At 40.6% G+C, this 24,243-nt stretch carries 18 protein-coding genes; 16 read left to right on the forward strand and 2 right to left on the reverse strand.

Going from position 1 to position 24,243, the window contains the following annotated elements; genetic code table 11:
* The first annotated feature begins 2 nt into the window (after positions 1-2).
* Complete coding sequence (locus LKO26_RS03620; RefSeq protein ID WP_227586479.1) at positions 3-3,725, forward strand: Eco57I restriction-modification methylase domain-containing protein; 3,723 nt, start codon at positions 3-5, stop codon at positions 3,723-3,725.
* On the opposite strand, the gene LKO26_RS03625 is transcribed toward LKO26_RS03620, so the two are convergent.
* A complete protein-coding gene (locus LKO26_RS03625; protein WP_227586480.1) occupies positions 3,714-4,601 on the reverse strand; it encodes a TaqI-like C-terminal specificity domain-containing protein in 888 nt (295 codons plus the stop codon). The genes LKO26_RS03620 and LKO26_RS03625 overlap by 12 nt on opposite strands.
* An 82-nt stretch (positions 4,602-4,683) precedes the next feature.
* Here LKO26_RS03625 and LKO26_RS03630 point away from each other — a divergent pair, with 82 nt between their 5' ends.
* From LKO26_RS03630 to LKO26_RS03690, 13 genes are all read left to right on the forward strand, one after another.
* Positions 4,684-5,280, forward strand: coding sequence for a master DNA invertase Mpi family serine-type recombinase (locus LKO26_RS03630; RefSeq protein ID WP_227586481.1), 597 nt, complete (start codon positions 4,684-4,686; stop codon positions 5,278-5,280).
* A 34-nt stretch (positions 5,281-5,314) separates the two neighbouring features.
* Positions 5,315-5,650, forward strand: a complete 336-nt coding sequence (locus tag LKO26_RS03635) for a hypothetical protein (RefSeq protein ID WP_227586482.1) — start codon at positions 5,315-5,317, stop codon at positions 5,648-5,650.
* A 12-nt stretch (positions 5,651-5,662) separates the two neighbouring features.
* On the forward strand, positions 5,663-7,717 hold the full coding sequence (locus LKO26_RS03640; RefSeq protein WP_227586483.1) for an ATP-binding protein: 2,055 nt from the start codon (positions 5,663-5,665) through the stop codon (positions 7,715-7,717).
* Positions 7,704-8,630 carry a hypothetical protein gene (locus LKO26_RS03645; protein ID WP_227586484.1) on the forward strand — a complete coding sequence of 309 codons (927 nt, stop codon included), beginning with the start codon at positions 7,704-7,706 and terminating at the stop codon, positions 8,628-8,630. Before LKO26_RS03640 ends, LKO26_RS03645 begins: the two co-directional genes overlap by 14 nt.
* 752 nt (positions 8,631-9,382) lie before the next feature.
* Positions 9,383-10,234: a substrate-binding domain-containing protein gene (locus tag LKO26_RS03650; protein WP_227586485.1), complete on the forward strand. Its 852-nt coding sequence runs from the start codon at positions 9,383-9,385 to the stop codon at positions 10,232-10,234.
* A gap of 29 nt (positions 10,235-10,263) precedes the next feature.
* Positions 10,264-11,151, forward strand: a complete 888-nt coding sequence (gene pstC / locus LKO26_RS03655; protein WP_227586486.1) for a phosphate ABC transporter permease subunit PstC — start codon at positions 10,264-10,266, stop codon at positions 11,149-11,151.
* On the forward strand, positions 11,148-11,993 hold the full coding sequence (pstA, locus tag LKO26_RS03660) for a phosphate ABC transporter permease PstA (RefSeq protein WP_227586487.1): 846 nt from the start codon (positions 11,148-11,150) through the stop codon (positions 11,991-11,993). Before pstC ends, pstA begins: the two co-directional genes overlap by 4 nt.
* A complete protein-coding gene (gene pstB, locus LKO26_RS03665; RefSeq protein ID WP_227586488.1) occupies positions 11,983-12,741 on the forward strand; it encodes a phosphate ABC transporter ATP-binding protein PstB in 759 nt (252 codons plus the stop codon). Before pstA ends, pstB begins: the two co-directional genes overlap by 11 nt.
* Before the next feature lie 92 nt (positions 12,742-12,833).
* Complete coding sequence (locus LKO26_RS03670) at positions 12,834-13,277, forward strand: GbsR/MarR family transcriptional regulator (RefSeq protein ID WP_227586489.1); 444 nt, start codon at positions 12,834-12,836, stop codon at positions 13,275-13,277.
* 1 nt (position 13,278) lies between these two features.
* Positions 13,279-14,508 carry an efflux RND transporter periplasmic adaptor subunit gene (locus LKO26_RS03675; RefSeq protein WP_227586490.1) on the forward strand — a complete coding sequence of 410 codons (1,230 nt, stop codon included), beginning with the start codon at positions 13,279-13,281 and terminating at the stop codon, positions 14,506-14,508.
* A gap of 9 nt (positions 14,509-14,517) precedes the next feature.
* The gene (locus LKO26_RS03680; protein ID WP_227586491.1) at positions 14,518-17,664 is read left to right on the forward strand and encodes an efflux RND transporter permease subunit; all 3,147 of its coding nucleotides are present in this window, start codon (positions 14,518-14,520) and stop codon (positions 17,662-17,664) included.
* Positions 17,665-17,715: 51 nt separating this feature from the next.
* On the forward strand, positions 17,716-19,119 hold the full coding sequence (locus LKO26_RS03685) for an efflux transporter outer membrane subunit (RefSeq protein ID WP_227586492.1): 1,404 nt from the start codon (positions 17,716-17,718) through the stop codon (positions 19,117-19,119).
* 27 nt (positions 19,120-19,146) lie between these two features.
* Entirely contained in the window at positions 19,147-19,737 is a 591-nt protein-coding gene (locus LKO26_RS03690; protein ID WP_227586493.1) for a Crp/Fnr family transcriptional regulator, read from the forward strand.
* A gap of 166 nt (positions 19,738-19,903) precedes the next feature.
* Here the strand turns inward: LKO26_RS03690 and LKO26_RS03695 are convergent, their stop codons facing one another.
* Entirely contained in the window at positions 19,904-20,770 is an 867-nt protein-coding gene (locus LKO26_RS03695; RefSeq protein WP_227586494.1) for an RNA polymerase sigma factor RpoD/SigA, read from the reverse strand.
* Positions 20,771-21,143: 373 nt separating this feature from the next.
* Between LKO26_RS03695 and LKO26_RS03700 the strand changes: the two genes are divergently transcribed.
* Together LKO26_RS03700 and lat are read left to right on the forward strand one after the other, a co-directional pair.
* Positions 21,144-22,694, forward strand: coding sequence for an aldehyde dehydrogenase family protein (locus LKO26_RS03700; RefSeq protein ID WP_227586495.1), 1,551 nt, complete (start codon positions 21,144-21,146; stop codon positions 22,692-22,694).
* 36 nt (positions 22,695-22,730) lie between these two features.
* Positions 22,731-24,059 carry an L-lysine 6-transaminase gene (lat, locus tag LKO26_RS03705; protein ID WP_227586496.1) on the forward strand — a complete coding sequence of 443 codons (1,329 nt, stop codon included), beginning with the start codon at positions 22,731-22,733 and terminating at the stop codon, positions 24,057-24,059.
* Positions 24,060-24,243 lie beyond the last annotated feature (184 nt).

Consider the following 24,243-nt stretch of genomic DNA (forward strand, 5'->3'; position numbering starts at 1 on the left):
CTATGTCAAAATCCCACCTTTCACCACGCCAGTCCCTCAATAAATCATTTCTAAAACTAAAGCCGAACCGTAAGGAAATTGAAAACTTCAAAAGTAGGTTTATTACGCTTGTGGAGGGAATTAATGAAAAAGAATCTGAAGAATTTCAGAAGAATCTTATTTCCGATTTTCTGAAGAACATTGGCTTTGCACCCGATTATTATATCAACACCAAAGGCAGAAACGATTTGGTTATTCACAACGACAAGGCGCATTCCTGTTCTGTTGGGGTGATTATTGAGACAAAACAGTCTGGGAATAATGCTGAAATGATCAATTCAAAAAAACTGAATTCAAAAGCACTTCAGGAACTGTTGCTGTATTATCTGAGAGAGCGGATTACGCACAAAAATTTGGAAGTAAAACATTTGGTTGCGACCAATGTTTACGAATGGTTCATTTTCGATGCAAACATTTTTGAAAACTGCTTTGCAAAGGACAAGGTACTGATTAAGAAATTTGAGGATTTTGAAAGTAAAAGACTTTCAGGAAACAAAACCGATTTTTTCTATTCCGAAATTGCGAAACCTGCTATTGATGCCGTAATTGAAAGTTTGGAATACACCCATTTCAACCTGAAAGATTTTGAAAAATTTGTCCGAAACGACAGCAAGAAAGACGATAACAACCTAATTGCACTTTTCAAAATATTATCGCCACAACATTTGCTGAAACTTCCGTTTATCAATGACAGTAACACGCTCGACAAAAGTTTCTATAACGAATTACTGCATATTATCGGACTTGTTGAAACCAAGGATGGCGGAAAAAGATTAATCGAACGAAATAAACCTGCACAAAGAAACTCGGGATCTTTGCTCGAAGATACCATAATTCAACTCGATACGTTAGACAAAGTAAATCGTGTGAAGAAATCGTTTCTGTATGGCGAAACTACGGACGAAAAACTCTTCAATATTGCGTTGGAACTCAATATCACCTGGATTAACCGTGTTCTCTTTCTGAAGTTATTGGAAGGCCAATTAATCAATTATCACGGAGGTGATAAATCCTATTCCTTTCTGAATTTTGATAAACTGCGTCAGTATGATGATCTCAACACTTTGTTCTTTCAGGTTTTAGCCAAAAAGTTTGTGGATCGCAATTCTGATGTCAGAAAAGCATTTGAAAAAGTTCCTTATCTGAACAGTTCCTTGTTCGAACCGACCGAATTGGAACATACCACTTTAATGATGAGCAATCTTCGGGATGATAAAAAAATTCCGTTGTTGGCAAATACCGTTTTGAAAGATGGACAAGGCAAAAAGAGAATAGGAGAATTGAATACTTTGCAATATTTATTCGAATTTTTGGATGCTTATGATTTTGCAAGTGAAGGAACGGAAGAAATTCAGGAAGAAAATAAAACCATTATCAACGCTTCTGTTTTAGGACTAATTTTCGAAAAAATCAATGGATATAAGGATGGGAGTTTCTACACACCGGGTTCTATCACAATGTATATGAGCCGTGAAGTATTGCGGAAAGCGGTAATTGAAAAATTCAACAGTTTAAAAGATTGGAACTGTCAGGATTTTACCCAACTCTATAACAAAATTGAGGATGTAAAAGAAGCCAATGAGATTGTAAATTCAGTCAAAATTTGTGATCCTGCAGTTGGTTCCGGCCACTTTTTAGTTTCTGTTCTGAACGAGATGATTTCCATTAAAAATGATCTTGGAATTTTGGTTGATAAAAAAGGGCAAAAATTTAGAGATTGTAATGTGGAAGTTGAAAGTGATGAAATTGTTATTACTGATACCAATACAAGCGAACTGTTCAGGTATAATCCTAAAAACAAAGAGAGCCAGCGCGTTCAGGAAACCCTTTTTCACGAGAAACAGACCATTATTGAAAACTGTCTTTTTGGTGTCGACTTAAACCCGAATTCCGTTAAAATATGTCGCCTACGTTTGTGGATTGAATTGTTGAAAAATGCCTACTATAAATCCGAAACCGAACTGGAAACTTTACCGAATATTGATATCAATATCAAAAACGGAAACTCGCTTATTAGTCGTTTTCCTTTAGACAGCGATTTGAAATCAGCGTTCAAGAAATCGAAAGTTACGGTAGAAGATTACAAAAACGCAGTGCGCGATTATAAAGAAGCAGAGAGCAAGGAGAAGAAAAGAAGTCTTGAAGAATTTTTGGTTGCTCTGAAAAATGATTTCAGAACTGAAATCAGCAGAAACAGCAAAGAGATGAAAAATCTCAATCTGTTGCGCGGAGAGTACTTTACAAAATATGGTAGCGAACAACTTTTCGGTGAGGAATTAACCAAAGCACAGCAAAAAGACAAGAAAGACCTTGAAAATAAAATTCAGAAAATTGAAGATGTTATTGAGGAAGTAAAAGGCAATAAGATTTATGAAAACGCTTTCGAATGGTGCTTCGAGTTTCCGGAAGTGCTGGATGATGAAGGCAACTTTATTGGCTTTGATGTGATTATTGGGAATCCGCCGTATATCCAGTTGCAGAAAATGGGTGCAGAAAGTGATGCTTTAGAAAAAGTGGGTTTTAAAACTTACGCCAAAACCGGAGATATTTACAGTTTGTTTTATGAGCAGGGACACAATATTCTGCGAGAAAATGGTCTGCTGATGTTTATTACTTCCAACAAATGGATGCGGGCAAACTATGGCGAAAGTCTTCGTCGTTTCTTTGTGGAGCAAACCAATCCGTTAACTCTAATTGATTTTTCCGGAAATCAGATTTTTGATACAGCAACCGTGGATACCAACATTCTGATGTTTGCAAAGCAAAAAAATGAGTTCAAAACACAGGCTTGCATTATCAAAGAAAAGCTGTTAAATAATTTGAGCGTTTTTGTTAGTCAGAACTCTGTTTTTTCAGATTTCAGAAATTCTGAGAGTTGGGTGATTCTGTCAACCATTGAAAGACAAATCAAAGACAAAATTGAGAAAGTTGGTAAGCCGTTGAAGGATTGGGATATTTCAATTAATTATGGTATAAAAACAGGATTTAATGACGCATTTATTATCAGTGGTGAAAAGCGAAAAGAACTCATTGAGCAGGATCCTAAAAGTGAAGAAATTATACGACCGATTCTGAGGGGGCGTGATATCAAGCGTTATTCGTATGATTTTGCTGATTTGTATATTATCACAACCTTTCCCAGTTTAAAGATTGATATTGAACAGTATCCTGCGGTTAAGGATCATTTATTAAGCTTTGGCTATGACCGTCTGAAACAAACGGGTGATACTGGCGCAAGGAAAAAGACTAATAATCAATGGTTTGAAACACAGGATTCGATAAGTTATTGGGACGATTTTTATAAGCAGAAAATTGTTTGGGGAAATTTAAACTTAAATGCTTCTTTTGCTTTTGCACCTGAGGGTTTTTTCATTAATGCACCGAGTCCATTGATCGTTTCAAGTAGTCCTTTTTTATTGGCTTATCTTAATTCTAAAATAGCTGATTACTATATCAGAAGTCTTGGCGTAACACGTAATGGAGGTTACTTTGAATATAAACCGATGTTTGTTGAGCAATTACCGATACCAAAAGAAATTGAAAATCAAAATTTAAGCAAAGATTTTGCAGAGCTTATAGCAAATAAAAACAATGAATTTGAAAATAATATTGATAATATTTTCTATAAAATTTTTGGGTTATCAGAAATGGAAATAAATTTTTTAGAAATAAATCTAGCTAACTAAATTCAAAATGTTATCGACAGATCTTTCAATTTCGTCAATTTCTTCCTTATTAAAACCATAAAGAGAATAGACAAAATTATCCACCTCTGAGATATTACAATTATCTTGCGAAAATGAAATCTCCATAGTTTCATTTTTTTGCGGAAAAGGTAAATTTTGAAAATAATCGGTAAAAACCTTGAAGCCTGTTTGATCAAATGAGTAAATATAATATCTAAAAAGATAGCCGCAAAGAGTAGAATTTAATAATAGCCAAAGATATTCAAGATCCTTTCCTACAATAAAATAACAATCATTTCCAAAGAAAAAATTATTATCATTGTCCAGTGTAAAACGAGGGAAATTTATTGAATTACTTTTTGCAATTCTCATAATTCCAGGATAAACAATTTTCTGCTTATAAAAATCGTCCATATATGCACAGTTCCGAAGATTGTAAGGGGTATCGCCTTTGTCAGAACGTTTCTCTAACTGAGGATAGAAAGAATCCAAATGTTTTTTAACTGCAGGATAATCCTCGATATTTACAGGCTTTATCCCTTTTTCCTTAATTCCATTGTGTGTATTAATTAACCATAAATCAGCGAAATCATATCCGTATCTTTTAATGTCCCTGCCACGTAAAATCGGTCGTATTATTTCGGCGGATTTTGGATCTTCCGCAATCAATTGGTCTTTCTTTTTTCCGTCTATAATAAATGCTTCGTTATAGCCAGTAAGAATTCCCCTGTAAATATTAATATCCCAATCTTTCAAAGGTTTCCCAACCGCTTCTATTTTTCGCTTAATACTTTGCTCAATGGGACTTAAAATCACCCAACTTTCGCTGTTTGAAAAATTACAATTTTCTGAGTTCTGACTAACAAAAACGCTCATTTTCCTTGTTATAAAAATAGCTTAGTTTTATTTTATATCGTTTTGGTTTAATTTAAACACTTAAATTTAAAAAAATTAAACTATGATTTACGGTTACATTAGAGTCAGCACCGACAAACAGACAGTAGAAAACCAACGGTACGAAATCAACCAGTTTTGCGAACGAAGTATTGTGGTGGTAGATAAATGGTTGGAAGAAACCATTTCCGGTTCAAAAAAACTCGAAGAAAGAAAACTTGGCAAACTCCTAAAAAAAATGAAAAAAGGCGATGTCCTAATCTGTTCTGAACTTTCCCGTCTTGGCAGAAATTTGTTAATGATTATGGGAATCCTCAACGAATGTATGAACCGCGATATTCAAGTTTGGACCATTAAAGACAATTACCGCTTGGGAAGCGATATCAATTCAAAAGTTCTGGCTTTTGCTTTTGGTTTGTCGGCAGAAATAGAACGCAACCTGATTTCACAAAGAACAAAAGAAGCACTCGCCAGAAAGAAAGCAGAAGGCGTTATTCTAGGTCGCCCAAAAGGCAGAAAATCTGCCAAAACAAAACTCACCGGTCAGGAAAAGAGAATCAAAGAACTTCTGGATAAAAAAGTTTCTTATTCCGCAATCGGCAGAATTCTGAATGTCCATAGATTGACGGTTTCGGCTTTTGTAAAGGAGAAAATGAATTAATTCGCTAAATTTGATCTAACAAAACTAATTTGATATGAAAAATTACGAGATAGAAGGATTTAGGTATGAGAATTTCTTAAACAGGTTTTACAAATTTGACCTCAGACTTAAACGCCCTCATAAAAGTGAATTTATTCAATTAATTGAATTTGAAAACTCAGACCAATCTACTTTTGATTCCAAAATGAATGAAATCAAAGACAGATTAAACAAAGCATTAAATATTTTTGAAGAAAAGGAGATTTTAAAAACAAAAAGCTCTTCGAATTTAACACCCGTTCTTTTTGCAATGGTTGGTAATGCAAAAACAGTTGGAGATCTTAAGAAGTTTCTTGAATTTGCTCTCGATCAAACTGCGGATTATAAATAATGCTTAATTTATATGAGTTTCAAATTAATAGCTATCCGGCCAGGTAACGAATGCAGTAATAGATTTTTGAAAAATCTGATACCAAACCAAATTTATCAGTTTTATAATAATTATGAGTTCTTATTATCAGAAGAATACGAAGGTAATCGAGCTGTAAAATCTATAATCCTAAAAGACGAATTTAAAAATTTTTTTAATATTGATGGGAAATCAACAGAAGTAAACATTTCAGCAATAGTAGGTAAAAATGGTAGCGGAAAGAGTTCATTGCTTGAATTACTATATGCTTCATGTTATGTTATTGCTTCCCGCAAAGAAATTTTATATGGCGTCGGTAAAATATTGCGTAAGTTTAGGTTGAACGATCAAAGAATGTCAGATAATGATGTTAGATATTTAAATGAGATCCAAGGTGTTTTTCGAGATTTGGATGTGCAGATTTTTTATTCGTTGGATGATAAAATTTTTATGCTCGAAATTAATCAAGATTACATAACCCATAAAATTTTGGATGGTAAAGACGAGAATTTTGATGAAGACGGAATTTTTAAAAATGAAAATCAGACATCAGAGTTTGAAAGATATGTGTTTAATAAATTGTTTTTCTATACAATTTCGATAAATTATTCCCTATATGGCTTAAATGAAAATTTCATGGGAAGTTGGGTAAAAGATCTATTTCATAAGAATGACGGTTATCAGACACCTCTCGTTGTCAATCCATTTCGCGAAGAAGGAAATATTGATGTAAATAATGAACTACATTTAGCACAAACAAGGCTTATGTCCAATCTTTTGGATAATCCTTTTATTGTTAACAGGAAGAAAGTTTCCGAAATTATCTTTGAATTAGACATTGATGGTCAAAATTTGGAAAATACTGACCAATTTGAAAGTGACTTTACAAATTTTAAAGAAGCGTTTGGATTTTCGAGTGAAAACTTTGTTACAAACGTCTACAATGGAATCTTCAGGGGAAGAAATCTTAGGCCAGTGTTAATTACTAGACAAAATAATGTGTATTTTGAAATTATTTCGAAGTATATTTTTCGAAAGCTTTTAAAAATTTCGAGAAATTACAAGGAATATAACGGCTTCGTATCTAGTTCAAGTAGAATTCAATTTTTTAAGTTTATACTTTTTTTGAATAGCGACCGAAGTCATATAACTTTAAAATTAAGACAAGTATTAAATATTTTACGGTTTAATATTTTGCACGAAGATGATGGACATAGTTGGATTGCGGAAGAAGATTATTATAAAAAAACATTTAATAAATATTATCGTATTTCTTTAGAAATCCTTTTAGAGAAATTAATAAGTTTATCTGAGAATCATCCAGAGTTTGATATTGAAGAATTACTGCCAATTGGTTTTTTTGTACCGCATATTTTAGTTCAAAATACAGATCATCCAGAATCCTTATCTAATATTGATGAACTTAGTTCAGGCGAGCAGCACTACATTCACACATTACATGCTATTTTTTATCATATAAAAAACCTTAATTCTGTTTTTTATTCGTCCGCTGATAAAATAAAATACCAATACATCAATATTGTTCTTGATGAAATAGAACTCTTCTTTCACCCTGAATTTCAGAGAAAATTCATTTCAGATTTACTCGACGGTTTTGCAAAAATTAACATTGGTAATATACGAGGGGTTAATATTTTACTTGCAACACATTCAAGTTTCATACTTTCAGACATTCCTCATACTAACATTCTAAAAATGGATGAAGGAGCACAACAATTCTATAATGAAGATGACAAAACCTTTGGGGCAAATATCCATGAACTATTAGACAATGATTTTTTCTTAAAGGATGGATTTATGGGAGAATTTGCTAAGAAAAAAATAAAAAATTTATCAGAGTTTTTAACGAGAAAAGAGATTCGGACAGATAAATGGAATAAAGAAAACTCTTTGAAATTTATTGAATTAATAGGTGAACCTCTTTTGAGAATGACAATGAAAGAATTATATTTCAAAAAATACAAGAATCAAATTGATTTAGAAATTGAAAAATTAATGAAAATAAAAGAGAATAATGGTTTCGATTAATACACATAAGGTAGCAGCTATTTTCCTAAAATATCAACAGGAAATAGATCAATACCATAAAAATGCTTATAAAAAGTTACTACAATTCAAGAAAACGAATCGTTTAAAAAATTCTGCAAATAAATTTTTAGTAAAGATTATTTTTCAGTTTTCAAATAGAAATTTTTTTACAGTTGATAATAGAGAATATGACAATTTAGTAAAAGAGATTGGTGCTGTCCCAAAATTAAAAAAAAAATTTTACGGTAAACAAAAGCAAACATATTTAAAAGATGAAATTCTAAACATTTTGAATTACAAAGCAAGAAGAGGGGATTTTTTCCCCAAGTGTTTTCAAATTCTTGAAATTAAGTCTTGCGTTTATTGTAATTCACAATTAACTATTTCTGTTGAAAAAGAAGATAGTGGTATTTCAGCAAAATTTCAATTAGACCATTATTATCCAAAAGATCAATATCCTTACTTGTCTGTTGCACTGCTAAATCTGTACCCTGTTTGTGCGGCATGCAATCTTAGCAAATCAAACAACATTGTTAATTTTATTTTATATGATGATAATTTTTCTAATAATTTCAAATTTGAAATTGATAAGAAAACCTTGTCAGATTTCATTCTTGACAGAAAAACTGACGTGATTGTTAATTTTAAAGGTGATGAACTGTTTGAAAAACAGTTTAATATCAATGCAATATATAAAACACAGTCAGATATTACCGAAGAGTTAATCACCAAAAGTTTAATTTACAGTGCATCATATAGAAGGAAATTAATCGAAAATTTTAGTATTAACAAAATAAATGATTCATTGATAAATAGATTTATTTTGGGCAATTATTCTGAGCCAAATGAAGTTCATAAAAGACCTATGGCTAAGTTTATGCAGGATATTGGTAGAGATATTGGGCTTGTTTAAATCCCCCCGCTTTACCATAGCAAGTTGCATAATGAACATTATGTATCTATAATTCTTTTAGAAACTAAATCAACAAGTGCTAGATGAACCTTAGGGGCACGAGTCTTTAGAAATTTGTTGATATCGGTTCGTCCCAAATTATATACCACATAATTTATATGGGAAGGAATAAAGCGCAGTCGATATTAAGATCGTATCTTACTTATTTACCGACTATCTTGCCAGATAAATTAAGGTGTTTAATATAGATAGTAACGAAACGATTGAAAATATATTTGATCAAGATTAAGGAGATGAAAGTTTCAAAAACGGAATTTTTAAAGATTAAATATATTTCGACTTAATATAAAAAAATTGACTTAAATTTTTAATTTTTTACAATATGCTATGCGCAACAAATACCGTTTTTCAATTGATCTTGCTTACGAAAAATAAATTGAAAATATTTCTATCCCCCAATAATAGTCCCCGAATTAAAAATCAGGGACTAAAATGAGGATTATTTAATAATGTTTGTTGTTATTTAAAAGTTTTATGTTTTAGATAAATAATTGAAAAACAACTTATTATTTATTTATAGTTTCTTATTGTTTTTTTGATTTAATCCCTCTTTCTCCGCCACCAAAAGGTCTTCACACGAAGGCCTTTTTTTGTTCATTTTTGTAAGGCGCCTTTTCCTTAAAATCCGTTAATTCATATTGGGGTAATATTCTGTTCATCATAAGTTTATCTGTGAAGGCTAAATTTGATTGGTGAAAAAATTGAAAGTTATCCTTTATACCATAATGCCGGCCCTGTGGCTTTTCTCATGTGCTGATAAGCAGAATGCCATGAAGATTAAGGGCTCGGATACCGAAGTAAACCTGGCTGTAGAACTTGCGGAAGCCTTTTATGCGGGAAATGAGGCCTATAGCCTCGCTATTTCCGGTGGTGGCTCGGGACTGGGTATTGCCTCATTGTACAACGGTCAGGCAGATATCGCCAACTCCTCGCGTCCGCTTACGGATGACGAACTCTTCCTCTTTAAAGAGAAAGGAATTGAACTGATTACTCATGTATTTGCTGAAGATGCAACAGCCATTGTGGTGCATCCGGACAGCCCGCTGGATGAAATTGATACAGAAACACTGGGCAAAATTCTCAGCGGGGAAACGGATAACTGGAAAACACTTACCGGAGCAGACCTTCCGGTTAATATTTACGGCCGTCAAAGCAATTCCGGTACGCATTCCTTTATCCGGAAAAAACTCGACATTAAATTTTCGCCGAAAGCAAAAGAAATGAATGGTAATGCCCAGATTATGGAAGGGATCAAAGCAGATCCGTCCGGAATTGGATACGTGGGTGCCGGCTATCTTCTGTCCGAAGATCAGCAAAACCTAAAAGTGAAGGCATTGAAAATCAAAGAAACCGGCGCAGCTACGGTCGTGTCACCTTTGGATCATGAGGCCATAAAAGCGAAAGCTTATTTTTTTCAGAGACCGTTGTTTCAGTTTATTCCGGTGCATTCCTGGGAGAAAGTGAAGCCTTTTATTGACTTTGAAAAAACGCCTCAGGGGCAGGACCTGATCCGGAAATCCGGTTATTACGTGGTAGAGGAATAGCTGATGCTGTTGAAAGAAAAAGAAAGAACATGAGTATAACAAAACGCAGAGAATATACCGATACGGTGCTGAAATGGATTTTCCGCATTACAGGATTACTGGTCATTGCGGTACTGGCAGGTATTTTCCTGATGCTGATTTATAATTCTGTGGCATTCTTCGGACATTTTTCACCCCTGGATTTTATCTCTGGCTTGCAGTGGAATCCGTCTTATGAGCAATATGGAATTTTGCCGCTGGTGGTGAGTACCACGCTGGTCACCTTTGGCGCCATGCTTATTGCAATTCCTCTTGGAGTAGGCACCGCCACGTTCCTGTCCGAGTATTGCCCGCCCAGGCTGAAAGCCATCCTGAAGCCGGCCATAGAAATGCTTGCTGCCGTTCCTTCGGTGGCCATCGGTTTTCTGGGAATTGTGTTGCTGGGTCCCGGTATTGCAGATGTTTCCAGCCAGAGCAATGGCCTTAATGCTATTAATGGAGCTGTTCTGCTGGCCATTATGGCTTTGCCTACCATTATCACTGTAAGTGAAGATGCCATCAGTGCTGTGCCGCATACCTACCGTGAGGCAAGTCTTGGAATTGGTGCAGACCGCTGGGAAACTGTGCGCAAAGTGGTGCTTCCTGCTGCAGCGCCGGGCATTATTGCTGCAATTATGCTGGGAGTAGGCAGGGCTATCGGTGAAACCATGACGGTGCTGATGGCCACCGGAAATGCAGCGGCGTTCCCCGGCGGGTTTTTTGACAGTGTGCGCACCATTACCGCTACCATTGCCATTGAAATGGGCGAAGTTCCGTACAATACCGCCCATTACTACGCTTTGTACGCTATAGCAGCAGTGTTGTTTTTCATGACGCTGGCCGTCAATATGCTGGGTGAATATTTTGTAAACCGATTCCGTAAATTCCACGCACTATGAGAAAACTGAACGGATTTTTTGAATGGTTCATCCTGCTCACCTGCACCGGGATTGTATTGCTGTTTTTGGGGGTTATTATTTTTGATATTGTCTTTAAAGGCTGGGATGCGCTCAGTTGGGAATTTCTGAGCCAGTCTCCCCGGAAGGCAATGACCGAAGGTGGTATTTTACCTGCAATATTGGGAACCGTAATGCTCACGCTGCTTACCGCATTATTTTGTATTCCGTTCGGAGTGGCCTGTGCAGTATACCTGAATGAATATGCAAAGGAAAATCTCCTCACCAAGACCATCCGGGCTTCTATCAGGAATCTGTCCGGCGTGCCGTCTATTATTTATGGATTATTTGGCCTGGCCTTGTTTGTTCAGGGAATGAATCTGGGCACTTCCATGATTTCGGCCAGTCTTACTCTGGGTCTGCTATCTCTTCCGTACATCATTACCACCACAGAAGAAGCACTGCGCAGAATTCCCAATTCTACCCGCGAGGCGGCATTGGCAGTAGGTGCCACACAATTTGAGAGCATTAAAGATGTTGTACTGCCTTCCGCCTTACCCGGTATTCTTACCGGAGTAGTCCTCACGCTCTCCCGGGCTGCCGGGGAAACGGCACCCATCCTCTTTACCGGTGTGGCGTTTTTCATTACCGGAAATTCAGGCCACCTCAATCAGGAATTTATGGCACTGCCGTATCATCTGTATATGCTTTCTACCCAGCATCAGGCTATAGAACAGGTGCGGCCATTGGCCTACGCTACTGCGCTTGTGCTCATTATGGTGGTTTTCCTGTTGAGTCTCACCGCATTTTACATCCGTTACAAATATTCAAAAAATGACAAATAGAATTAAACTTTCCGGACAGCATATTAACCTGTGGTTTGGCGATAAACATATACTGAAAGATTGCAATATTGATTTTGAAGAGAATAAAGTGACAGCTCTCATCGGGCCTTCCGGTTGTGGAAAGTCTACATTACTCCGTTGTTTTAACAGGATGCATGATCTGAATGGTGAGGCGCGGATTGAGGGCGGTTTTATGCTGGATGAGGCTGATATCTATGATCCGAAAACGTCGGTTACCGAAGTACGCAAGAAAATCGGAATGGTATTTCAGAAAGCCAATCCTTTCCCGAAAAGTATTTATGAAAACATCAATTACGGGCTTAAAATCAATAATTATCCCACCCGGCAGCGGTCGCAGATCATTGAGAAATCACTGAAGGAAAGTTATATCTGGGACGAGGTGAAAGATGATCTTGGGAAACCGGCAACCCGGCTTTCCGGCGGACAGCAACAGCGGTTGTGTATTGCCAGAACAGTGGCTCTGCGACCGGATGTAATCCTGATGGATGAACCTTGCTCTGCGCTGGATCCTATTTCTACCAAAAAAGTGGAAGAGCTGATTCTTAAACTGAAAAAAGATTATACCATCGTGATTGTGACGCATAATATGCAGCAGGCGCAGCGGGTGGCAGACCGCACATGTTTCATGTATCTGGGAGAAATTATAGAGCACCGGGATACACAGGATTTGTTTAAAAATCCGCAGCATGAACTTACCAGAGAGTATGTGGGCGGAGCTTTCGGTTGATAAAAACCTGATTGTTTTTATCTAAATTCCCGATTGGTTCGGTTGGTTCTGAACTATTTTTCTTATTTTTGTGGTTCGAAATTAAGAGAGCTATGAGTACACCATTGAATATTCGCGAAGACATTTTTCAGGATCTGGTGTCTTTCTCTGCTCAGATCTTTAATCTTCCGCCACTTTCTTCCAAAATATATGCCTATCTGGTCTTTGATTTTGACCGGAATGGAATCAGTTTTGATGATCTGGTAGAAGTATTTTGTGCCAGTAAAAGTTCAATATCCTCCAATGTCAATTTGCTTCTGAGCCGGAAGCTGATTCGGGATTTCAGCAAGATTAACGAACGGAAACGCCTTTTTGTGATCAACGAAATTTTTCAGCGGTTACGTTTTGAGCAAATCATAGACAAATTGGAGAGAGAGGTGCAGATTCTGGATAAACTGAAGGATTTTCATGGAAAACCGGATGAGAAACTGGAAATTTACAGAGAACTTTTAGCCAACAATATTACCAATATAAAACAATCATTAAGCAAACTATAAAATGCAAAAAAGAATATTCCTAAGTACACTGGCTGCCATAGCTATGGTTGCATGCAAGAAGACAGACGGCGCACCGCCGCAAGGCCCGAAAGCAGTTACTACCGTACAGGTAGAGCAGAGAACGGTGACCGGATTTTCTGAATTTCCGGCATCCATTCAGGGAAAGGTGAATAATGAAGTACGTGCCAAAATTCAGGGCTATATAACACAGGTGCTCATAGACGAAGGACAGTATGTCACGAAAGGGCAACCGCTTTTTCGTCTGGAAACCAATACGCTGAATCAGTCTGCCAATGCTGCCAGTGCTGGAATAGGAGCGGCGCGCAGTAATGTTACCGCAGCAGAGGCCAGTGTAAAAGCGGCTCAGTCTGCCGTAAATGCTGCTCAGGTGGAAGTGGATAAACTGCGCCCCCTAGTAGAGAAAAACATCATCAGTAATGTGCAGCTGCAAACCGCTCAGGCTAATCTGAGCCGCGCTCAGGCACAATTGCAGCAGGCTGTAGCAGCCAAACAGCAGGCTGCTGCCGGGGTTTCTCAGGCGCAGGCCAATTACCAGGGTGTTCAGGAAAACATCAACTATTCCATCATCCGGGCTCCGATTTCCGGTGTGGTGGGCAAAATCAATATGAGAAACGGAAGTCTGGTAGGTCCCGGTGATCCTACACCCATTACCACCGTTTCGGATACCAGTTCGCTGTTTGCTTATTTCTCAATGAACGAAAGAGAATATCTGGACTTTCTGAAAAATTCTGAAGGCGCCACACTTCAGGAAAAATTACGCAACCTGCCGCTGGTAGAACTGAAACTTGCCAACGGAGACCTGTATTCTGAGAAAGGAAAAATTGAAGCAGTGACCGGCCAGATAGATCCGGCTACGGGAAGCATCCAGTTCCGTGTTTCTCTTCCGAATCCCAATAAAATACTGAGTAACGGAAACAGCGGGGTCATCCGCGTTCCGAAAACGTATGATCATGCACTGGTGGTGCCGGAAAGTGCCACTTACGAGCAGCAAGGTCTGGTATATGTGTACAAAGTGGTGCAGGATACGGCGAAGAATGCCATGATCACCGTAGAAGACCGGGTAAGTAATATGGTCGTGATTAAAGACGGAGCAGCCAAAGGGGAAACCGTGGTGGCCGAAGGCGTGGGAACCCTGAGACCGGGTACCGCCGTAAAGCCTCAGCCGGGGAAATTTGATGATATTGTGAACGCCATAAAGCCCATATTTTAAAACTGAAGTATGATTAAAAAATTCATTAACAGACCGGTACTGTCTACCGTAATTTCCATTCTGATAGTCATTCTGGGAATACTGGGGCTTGTGGCTCTGCCGGTCACACAGTATCCGGATATTGCGCCGCCTACGGTGCGGATTTCGGCCAACTATACCGGTGCCAATGCGCAAACCGTGATGAACAGTGTCATTATCCCGATAGAAGAACAGGTAAACGGGGTAGAAGGAATGGACTATATCTCTTCCTCTGCCGGGAATAACGGATCTGCTTCTATTCAGGTGTTCTTTAAACAAGGGGTGAATCCTGATATTGCTGCGGTAATGGTACAAAACCAGGTGCAGCGGGCAATGCCGTTGCTTCCTGCAGAAGTAACGCGCTCCGGTGTGCAGGTAAATAAGCAGCAAACCAGCGCCCTGATGTTTCTTTCCTTTTATACAGATAATCCTGATCTAGATGAAGTATGGCTGCAGAATTATATGAACATCAACATCATTCCGGCGCTGAAAAGGGTAAACGGAGTAGGTGATGCCAGTGCCTTCGGCGGGAAAACCTATTCCATGCGGATCTGGCTTGATCCTGCAAAAATGGCAGCCTATGGACTGGAACCAGGCCAGGTTTCTGAAGCCATCAATGAACAGTCGCGTGAAGCAGCAGCAGGATCTCTGGGTGAAAACAGCGGAAGTTCTTTTCAGTATGTGATTACCTATAAAGGAAAGCATGACGAGGTAGCAGAATACGAGAACATCGTCATCAGAGCACTCGGAAATGGTGAATATTTACTGCTGAAAGATATTGCTGATATCAAACTGGATGCATTGTCCTATACGGGAATCGGGGAAAATAACGGAAGACGGGCTGTGAGTATGGGGATTTTCCAGACTCCGGGTTCCAATGCTCAGGACATCATTAACGAAATCAAAGCTTTCCTGAAAGAAACCGAAAAAACGCTGCCGGAAGGCATAGGATACAGCATTAACTTTGATACCAACGATTTCCTGGAAGCATCGATTGCCAAAGTAATTACCACGCTGATAGAAGCATTTATCCTGGTTTTCCTGGTGGTATTTATTTTCCTTCAGGATTTCAGGTCTACGCTCATTCCCTCTATTGCGGTTCCGGTTTCCATTATTGGTACCTTCTTTTTCCTGAATCTGCTGGGCTATTCACTGAACCTCCTTACGCTGTTTGCACTGGTACTGGCCATTGGTATTGTGGTAGATGATGCCATTGTAGTGGTAGAAGCAGTGCACGCCAAAATGGAACAGGGAATGACTGATGCCAAAAAAGCTACCGTAGCGGCCATGGACGAGATTACCGGTGCCATTATATCCATTACTCTGGTGATGGCGGCTGTATTTATTCCGGTTACTTTTCTTCAGGGTCCTACAGGAGTATTTTATCAGCAGTTCGGGATTACACTCATTATTGCCATCCTGATTTCTGCCGTCAACGCGCTTACGCTGAGTCCGGTACTTTGTTCCTTGCTGCTGAAACCGCAGGGACATCATACCAAGGCGTATGCTGATCAGAATTTGATGCAGAAGTTCTTTACCAAATTCAACACCGGATTCCGGGCAGCCACAGAGCGCTATGGACGTTCGTTTGCCTTTTTGTTGAGACATAAGTGGGCCACGGTACTTATTTTCGTGGCCGGCGGACTTACTTTCTGGTGGGCCAACTCTACCATGCCTACAGGATTCATTCCCAAAGAAGACCGTGGTATTATCTTTACCGATATTCAGCTTCCACCGGGAGCCTCCATGGAGCGAACCTATAATGTACTGAAAGATTTACAGGAGGAAGCCAGAAAGATTCCGGGGGTGCTGAACGTGACCTTCACCGCCAGCCGGGGATTCATGTCGGGGCAGGGCCCGAATGTGGGGCAGGCTTTTGTAAGACTGAAACCGTTTGATGAACGGGGTAAGCATGATGACCAGAGTGTGGATGCCATTACCAAAAAACTGTTTGGCATTGCATCCAAATTTCCGGATGCCAAAATTGTGTTTTTCTCGCCACCCAGCGTGCCGGGATTCGGTCAGAGTGATGGTTTCTCTGCTGTATTGCTGGATAAATCCGGCGGAGAACTTACCGAACTGAACCAGGTGACTCAGAATTTCATCGGGCAGCTGATGCAGAGACCGGAGATTCAGTTTGCATCCACATCGTTTAATACCAACTATCCGCAGTACCAGATGGTGATTAATGTGCCCCGGGCCAAGGAAAGTGGTGTGTCGGTTAACAGTATTCTGAGTGTTATGCAGGGCTATATCGGCGGTATTTATTCTTCAGATTTCACTAAGTATGGCAAGCAGTTCCGGGTGATGATTCAGGCACTGCCGGATAACCGTAAAGATATCACCAGTCTGAACGGACTGTATGTGAAAACCAGCAGTGGTGCTATGGCGCCAATTTCACAGTTCCTCACCCTGGAGCGTACATTTGGTCCTCAGTCCATAGAGCGATATAACCTCTTTACATCGGTCAGTATTTCCGGATCCAGTAATCCCGGATATTCTACCGGGGACGCCATCAAAGCCATTCAGGAAACTGCGGCAAATATGCCGGGCGATTATGATGTAGAGTTCACGGGACTTACCAAAGAAGAAATGGCAGCGGGTTCACAGACCTATTATATCTTCCTGCTGAGTTTCCTCTTCGTGTACTTTATCCTTGCGGCACAGTACGAAAGTTATGTACTGCCTTTTGCAGTGATTCTCTCACTTCCGCTGGGGGTAGTTGGTGCATTTTTCGGACAGAGAATATTCGGTTTAGAGAATAATATTTATTTCCAGATTGCCATCATCATGCTCATTGGACTCCTGGCCAAGAATGCAATTCTGATTGTGGAATTTGCCATTCAGCGCCGCATGCACGGTGAAACACTGGCCATGTCTGCTATTAATGCAGCCAAAGCCAGACTGAGACCGATTCTGATGACCTCATTTGCTTTTATCTTTGGGATGATTCCGCTGGTATTTGCTACCGGAATTGGTTCTGTAGGAAACCGCTCCATAGGAACGGGTGCGGCTATGGGTCTGCTCATTGGTACCTTCTTCGGATTACTTGCCATCCCGGTATTGTACGTGATTTTCCAGGCGATTCAGGAAAAAATCTCACCCATTAAAGGGGAAAAAGTAAATCTGAGTGAATAAAATACGGGTGAAGGGTTCTTCACCTGTTATTTGCTTTTAAATTTTAAGTACATGAAAAACAGTTCTTTAATCAAAAATATCGCTATTTCTGCTACCGCCCTGGTATTGCTTCAGTCCTGTGTGGCCAGGCAGCCCTTCGATGAGAAGCAGATCGCCATTAACGAAAATCTGTACCGTACAGATTATATTGCTGCAGACAGCTCCAGCATTGCAACCGTTTCCTGGCGTAATATTTTCACGGATCCCATATTACAAGGTCACATTGAAACCGGACTGAACAATAATCTGGACATCAGAATTGCGGTTCAGAATATTGTAGCCGCAGAAGCTTATCTGAAGCAAAAAAAGGCCGCTTATCTGCCTACGCTTTCAGTAGGTCCCAATTATACTTTTCAGACGCCGTCTCTCAATACGGTACTCAGCAATGAGCGGGTGTATAACCATCTGTTCGATCTGGGGGCTGATCTGAGTTGGGACATCGACATCTGGGGAAAGATGAAGGCAGAAGAGAAAGCCCAGCTGGCCCAGTATCTGGCGACCAATGCTGCACACAAGTCCGTTAAATCTGACCTGGTAGCGGCTATTGCCACTACTTATTATCAGATTATGACGCTGGATGAGCAAAAGAAAATCATAGGCGAAACCATTACCCTTAGAAAATCCAATCTGGAAACCACCCGCGCCCTGAAATCTGCCGGAACCCTTACCGAAGTGGCTGTTCAGCAGAGTGAAGCACTGGTTTTTAATGCCGAAGCATTGCTGGTGGATGTAGAGGTACAGATTGAATTGCTGGAAAATACCATGAGTTTCCTGCTGGGGCAGCCTTCACAGATTATTGCCAGAAGTACTGCCGAGCAGCAGATACTTCCGGGAGATTTTGCACTGGGGTATTCTGCAAGTCTTCTGGCCAACAGAGCCGATGTCACAGAAGCAGAACTCAGACTGCGTTCAGCATTTGAACTGACCAATGCCGCCAGAGCACAGTTTTACCCGTCCCTGCGCATTACCGGCAGTGGCGGACTGCAAGCAACAGATATTGATCAGCTGTTCAGTGTCAATTCGCTGTTTGCTACGGTAATTGGCAGTCTGGTACAGCCCATTCTAAATAAAAGACAGATCAGAACCAATTATGAAGTGACCCTGGCCAATCAGCAGATTGCGTATCTCAATTTTCGCAAAACCATGCTGAATGCCGGCAGGGAAGTAGCTGACGCGCTGAAAGTTTATAACGCACAGGATCGTTTTATCAGCCTGAAACAACAGGAACTTCAGGCGTATCAGAAGTCGGTGAGTGATTCTCAGGAACTGGTGAACTATGGTTTGGCCAATTATCTGGAGGTGATTAATGCCAGTGTGAGCGCACTGAATGCTGAACTCAATATTTCCAATGCCAAATTTGCCAAAATGAAAGCCGGGGTAGAGTTGTACCGGGCACTGGGAGGTGGCTGGAGATAATATTGTATCTTTACTGAAATTTCAACCATGGATACCATCAACCATTATTTGTCTGAAGTCTTTGAACTGCCCATGCAGGAGGTAGCCCTGTGCAATAGTTTTTACACCGAAAAAACACTTAAAAAAGGGGAATATCTGTTGCAGGTTGGAGAGGTGTGCAAATCCACCTTCTTTGTAGAAGAAGGTCTGCTGCGCATGTACTCCATAGACAAAAATGGTAAAGAGCACATCATACAATTTGCGCCGGAAAAATGGCTGATGAGTGACCGCAGTTCGCTCTATTTCAGTGAGAAATCCAATTATTTCATTGATGCGGTTGAGGATTCCAAAGTGCTGATGCTGACTCCTGATTTCTTCATGAATCTCAACGAGCAGTTCCCCGGAACCATTGCGCATAATGATCTTTTGCTGCAGAAACATATCCGGAACCTCCAGAACCGGGTCAATTCACTGCTGGGCGATACTGCGCAGGAACGCTATCTGGATTTCATTAAAATGTATCCCGACCTTATGCTTCGTGTACCGCAATGGATGGTGGCTTCCTACCTGGGCATTACCCCGGAAAGTCTGAGCCGTGTGCGCAAGGAACTGGCGAAAAACAATTTTAGACCTTCATAGAAATTCATTTCATACACGGATTTTACGAAAGCAGAATCCGTTTTTTGTTGGTGTATTTTGAAAGTAGTTTCAGTAGCATTGATTGTATTGTTCTAATCATGTTTCAGCCATTACCATAAAAAAAGGAACCCATTACTGAGTTCCTTTGAAAATCTAACTAAAAAAATTATTTCCCGAGATAGGATTTTAAAATCTTGCTTCGGGTGTTGTGTTTCAGTCGCTTGATGGCTTTTTCCTTGATCTGGCGCACTCTTTCGCGAGTCAGGTCAAAGGTTTCACCGATTTCCTCCAGGGTCATCGGGTGTTTACCGTTCAGGCCGAAATACAGGCGCACCAAATCTGCCTCGCGTGGAGTCAGTGTTTGGAGGGCACGTTCAATTTCAATCTGCAGTGATTCCAGCATCAGGTCTTTGTCCGGACTTGGAGATTCACCGGAGCGCAGTACATCATAAAGATTAGAATCTTCTCCTTCTACCAGCGGCGCATCCATAGATAGGTGGCGGCCGGAGTTTTTCATGGATTCTTTGATGTCTTCTTCGCTCATGTCCAGCACTTCTGCCAGTTCTTCCGGAGACGGTGGTCTTTCATTTTCCTGCTCCAGGTGTGCATACGCCTTGTTGATTTTGTTGATGGAGCCAATTTTGTTCAGCGGCAGCCTTACAATTCTGGATTGCTCTGCCAGTGCCTGCAAAATAGACTGGCGAATCCACCATACTGCATAGGAGATGAATTTGAAACCTCTGGTTTCGTCATATCTTTTTGCGGCTTTCATCAGACCCAGGTTTCCTTCATTAATTAAATCCGGAAGAGAAAGTCCCTGGTTTTGGTACTGTTTGGATACGGATACCACGAAACGCAGATTGGCTTTAATGAGTTTTTCCAGTGCGGCTCTGTCACCTGCCCGGATCTTTTGTGCCAGCTCTACCTCTTCGTCTGCGGTAATGAGTTCCACTTTACCAATTTCCTGAAGATACTTGTCTAGTGACGCAGTTTCCCTGTTGGTAACCTGCTTTGTAATTTTTAACTGTCTCATGTACAAAAAACCAGCCCGTTTTGTATGGGCTACAATTATATATACGCAGCCGAAACCCAAAAGGTTACAAATGTTTGAGAATTAAGTATTCGCCAGGCTGTTTACCTTTTTTTTTAAGGTATTCATGTGGAATTTTGAATGAAAGAAATAATAGGTAGCGTCCAGACCACCGTGGTTTCCCTCTGCACTCGTCACCTAGCCCTGGGCGCTGCGGTTACCCCGCACGCTGCAGTCTGTGGTTGAAACCATGGACTGCAGCGGAGGAGTAGAAGCGGAGCACAGGTTCCCGGCTCCCCGGAAATATTTTATTCCTTCAGATTTTTGTCATTCCTTAAATTCTTCCTACCTTTAAAGTCCTATCAAAAAATGAAATATGGCAAAAAAATCAAACGATTTCGGAATCGAAAAAACATTAAAAAATTTAGGAATCAGCAAGGAAAACAAAGGCGTTTCCGGTGGCGGTAAATACTATGGCAGCGGAGAAGTGATTGAGAGCTATTCGCCCACAGACGGCCAGTTGATTGCCAAAATAAAATCCGGAAACAAAAAAGATTACAATAAAATTATAGAAAAAGCGCAGTCTGCATTCCTGGAATTCCGATTAATGCCGGCGCCAAAACGGGGTGAACTGGTACGGCAATTCGGCCAGAAACTGAGAGAGAAAAAGAACGACCTGGGCAAACTGGTTTCCTATGAAATGGGCAAATCTCTGCAGGAAGGTCTGGGTGAGGTACAGGAAATGATAGACATCTGCGATTTTGCAGTAGGTCTTTCCCGCCAGTTGCACGGGTACACCATGCATTCTGAACGTGCATTGCACCGTATGTATGAACAATACCACCCGCTGGGAATTGTAGGCGTGATTTCTGCGTTTAATTTCCCTGTTGCCGTGTGGTCCTGGAATACGGCACTTTCCTGGATCTGTGGAAATGTGACCGTATGGAAGCCGTCTGAGAAAGTAGGTTTATGTGCAATTGCCTGCCAGAATATCATTGCCGAAGTACTGAAAGAAAACAGCATGCCCGAGGGTATTTCTTCCATGATTGTGGGAGACCATACCGTGGGCGAAGCGCTGGTAGAGGATAAGCGGGTATCTCTGGTATCTTTCACCGGCTCTACCAGAGTAGGACGTAAAGTAGGAACAAAAGTGGCAGAGCGTTTCGGGAAATCCATTCTGGAACTCGGCGGAAACAATGCCATCATCATCACAGAAAATGCAGATCTGGATATGGCCGTCATCGGTGCGGTCTTTGGTGCGGTGGGAACGGCCGGACAAAGATGTACCTCTACCAGAAGACTGATTATTCATGAGTCTGTATATGAAGAGGTGAAAAACCGTCTGGTAAAAGCATACGGACAGTTGAAAATAGGAAATCCGCTGGATGAAAAGAACCATGTGGGGCCGCTGATTGACAAAGATGCGGTGAAGGAATATCAGGCTTCCATTGAAAAATGTAAAGCAGAAGGCGGAAGATTCGCGGTAGAAGGCGGCGTGCTGAAGGGCAAGAATTATGCTTCCGGATGCTACGTGAAGCCTTGTATAGCCGAGGTGGAGAATTCTTATGATATTGTTCAGCATGAAACCTTCGCTCCGATTCTTTATCTCATTAAATACAATACGCTGGACGAGGCTGTAGCGCTGCAGAATGATGTTCCGCAGGGACTGAGTTCCGCGATTATGACCCAGAATCTGCGCGAAGCAGAACTGTTCCTCTCTCATGCAGGCTCAGATTGTGGTATTGCCAATGTAAACATCGGGACTTCCGGTGCAGAAATCGGTGGTGCGTTCGGCGGAGAGAAGGAAACCGGCGGTGGCAGGGAATCCGGCTCTGATGTGTGGAAATACTATATGAGAAGACAAACAAATACCATCAACTATTCCACCACACTGCCACTGGCGCAGGGAATTAAATTTGATTTGTAGAATATCAACAAAAACCATAAACATTTATATTATAATATGAACGATACAGTAGCGCAACCCACTATGAATAAAGTAAAGCAGGTTTTGTCCAGACATATGCTGGCAGATGGATTTGATTTTGTAATGGATATTGATAAGTCCCATGGATCCTATATCCATGACCAGGTTTCCGGAAATGAAATTCTGGACATGTTTTCCATGTTTGCTTCTGCTTCCATTGGCTATAACCATCCGTATCTGATGAAACACGCCGACTGGCTGGGGAAAATGGCGGTGAATAAGCCTACTTTGGCAGATGTCTATTCGCAGGAATTTGCAGATTTCATGGAAGTGTTCAGCAGGGTCGTGATCCCGGAGGAGTTGCAGTATTGCTTTTTCATAGAAGGAGGAACCATGGCGGTAGAAAATGCCATGAAAGCTTGTTTCGACTGGAAGACGCGCAAAAATTTTGAGAAAGAACTGGATCTGGAAGCAGATATCTGCATCCATTTCCGCCAGGCATTCCACGGGCGAAGCGGCTATACGCTGAGTCTGACCAATACCTCGGACCCAAGGAAATACCAGTATTTCCCGAAGTTTGACTGGCCCAGGATTCTGAATCCGCACCTTACGTTCCCCGTGACGGAGGAGAATCTTCAGGAAACCATTAAGAATGAAAATCTGGCACTGGTTCAGATTCAGGAGGCTATTCTGACCAATCCGGACCGTGTGGCGTGCATCATCATAGAACCGATTCAGGCAGAGGGTGGTGACCATCATTTCCGGGATGAATTCTTCGTAGGCCTGCGCAAAATCTGTGATGAAAATGAAGTACTGCTTATATTTGACGAAGTGCAGACCGGCATCGGAATTACCGGTAAAATGTGGGCTTTCCAACATTTTTCTGTACGTCCGGATGTGATTTCATTCGGGAAGAAAACCCAGGTATGCGGTATTTTGGCCAATAAAGAAAAGTTTGATGAAGTTCCGCAGAATGTTTTCCGGGAAAGTTCCAGAATCAATTCGACCTTTGGTGGTAATTTTGTAGATATGATGCGCCTGAAACTCATTCTGGAAGTTATTGAAAATGAGAATCTGGTAGAAAACGCAAGGGTAGTGGGCGATTACCTGCTGAACGGACTGCAGGAGTTGGCGCGTAAATACCCGGAAGTTTTGTCCAATCCGCGGGGCCGAGGACTGATGTGCGCTGTGGATTTGCCGGATGGAGCGCAGCGTGACGCAGCACAGGCGGCGTTGTATCGTGAAAATGTACTGATTCTGATTTGCGGAGACCGCTCACTCAGGTTCAGACCGCATCTGAACGTGACTCAGGAAGAAATTCAACTGGCTCTGAATAAGCTGGAGCAAATTGTTCAGAAAGGATAATTTAGACAAAGACCGGAGGATTTTCCGGTCTTTTTTTTGGTTCGCAGTATGTTTTTCGTTTGCAGCATTGCGGTTTTTATTGCAAAATTTTCACTTTGTTTTTATATAATTTTTAATGCTTTTTGTTGTGTTTTATTTATCATAAACCAAAGAATCGGTTTCAAAATGAATCACATATTGTTAA

The sequence above is a fragment of the Chryseobacterium sp. MFBS3-17 genome (genome assembly GCF_020687745.1).
In the GTDB taxonomy this organism is placed as follows: domain Bacteria; phylum Bacteroidota; class Bacteroidia; order Flavobacteriales; family Weeksellaceae; genus Marnyiella.

Bases quoted from the DNA above. Each gene is read 5' to 3' on its own strand.
- LKO26_RS03620 (WP_227586479.1), top strand. From the start codon at position 3: ATGTCAAAATCCCACCTTTCACCACGCCAGTCCCTCAATAAATCATTT.
- LKO26_RS03625 (WP_227586480.1), bottom strand. From the start codon at position 4,601: ATGAGCGTTTTTGTTAGTCAGAACTCAGAAAATTGTAATTTTTCAAAC.
- LKO26_RS03630 (WP_227586481.1), top strand. From the start codon at position 4,684: ATGATTTACGGTTACATTAGAGTCAGCACCGACAAACAGACAGTAGAA.
- LKO26_RS03635 (WP_227586482.1), top strand. From the start codon at position 5,315: ATGAAAAATTACGAGATAGAAGGATTTAGGTATGAGAATTTCTTAAAC.
- LKO26_RS03640 (WP_227586483.1), top strand. From the start codon at position 5,663: ATGAGTTTCAAATTAATAGCTATCCGGCCAGGTAACGAATGCAGTAAT.
- LKO26_RS03645 (WP_227586484.1), top strand. From the start codon at position 7,704: ATGGTTTCGATTAATACACATAAGGTAGCAGCTATTTTCCTAAAATAT.
- pstC (WP_227586486.1), top strand. From the start codon at position 10,264: ATGAGTATAACAAAACGCAGAGAATATACCGATACGGTGCTGAAATGG.
- pstA (WP_227586487.1), top strand. From the start codon at position 11,148: ATGAGAAAACTGAACGGATTTTTTGAATGGTTCATCCTGCTCACCTGC.
- pstB (WP_227586488.1), top strand. From the start codon at position 11,983: ATGACAAATAGAATTAAACTTTCCGGACAGCATATTAACCTGTGGTTT.
- LKO26_RS03670 (WP_227586489.1), top strand. From the start codon at position 12,834: ATGAGTACACCATTGAATATTCGCGAAGACATTTTTCAGGATCTGGTG.
- LKO26_RS03675 (WP_227586490.1), top strand. From the start codon at position 13,279: ATGCAAAAAAGAATATTCCTAAGTACACTGGCTGCCATAGCTATGGTT.
- LKO26_RS03680 (WP_227586491.1), top strand. From the start codon at position 14,518: ATGATTAAAAAATTCATTAACAGACCGGTACTGTCTACCGTAATTTCC.
- LKO26_RS03685 (WP_227586492.1), top strand. From the start codon at position 17,716: ATGAAAAACAGTTCTTTAATCAAAAATATCGCTATTTCTGCTACCGCC.
- LKO26_RS03690 (WP_227586493.1), top strand. From the start codon at position 19,147: ATGGATACCATCAACCATTATTTGTCTGAAGTCTTTGAACTGCCCATG.
- LKO26_RS03695 (WP_227586494.1), bottom strand. From the start codon at position 20,770: ATGAGACAGTTAAAAATTACAAAGCAGGTTACCAACAGGGAAACTGCG.
- LKO26_RS03700 (WP_227586495.1), top strand. From the start codon at position 21,144: ATGGCAAAAAAATCAAACGATTTCGGAATCGAAAAAACATTAAAAAAT.
- lat (WP_227586496.1), top strand. From the start codon at position 22,731: ATGAACGATACAGTAGCGCAACCCACTATGAATAAAGTAAAGCAGGTT.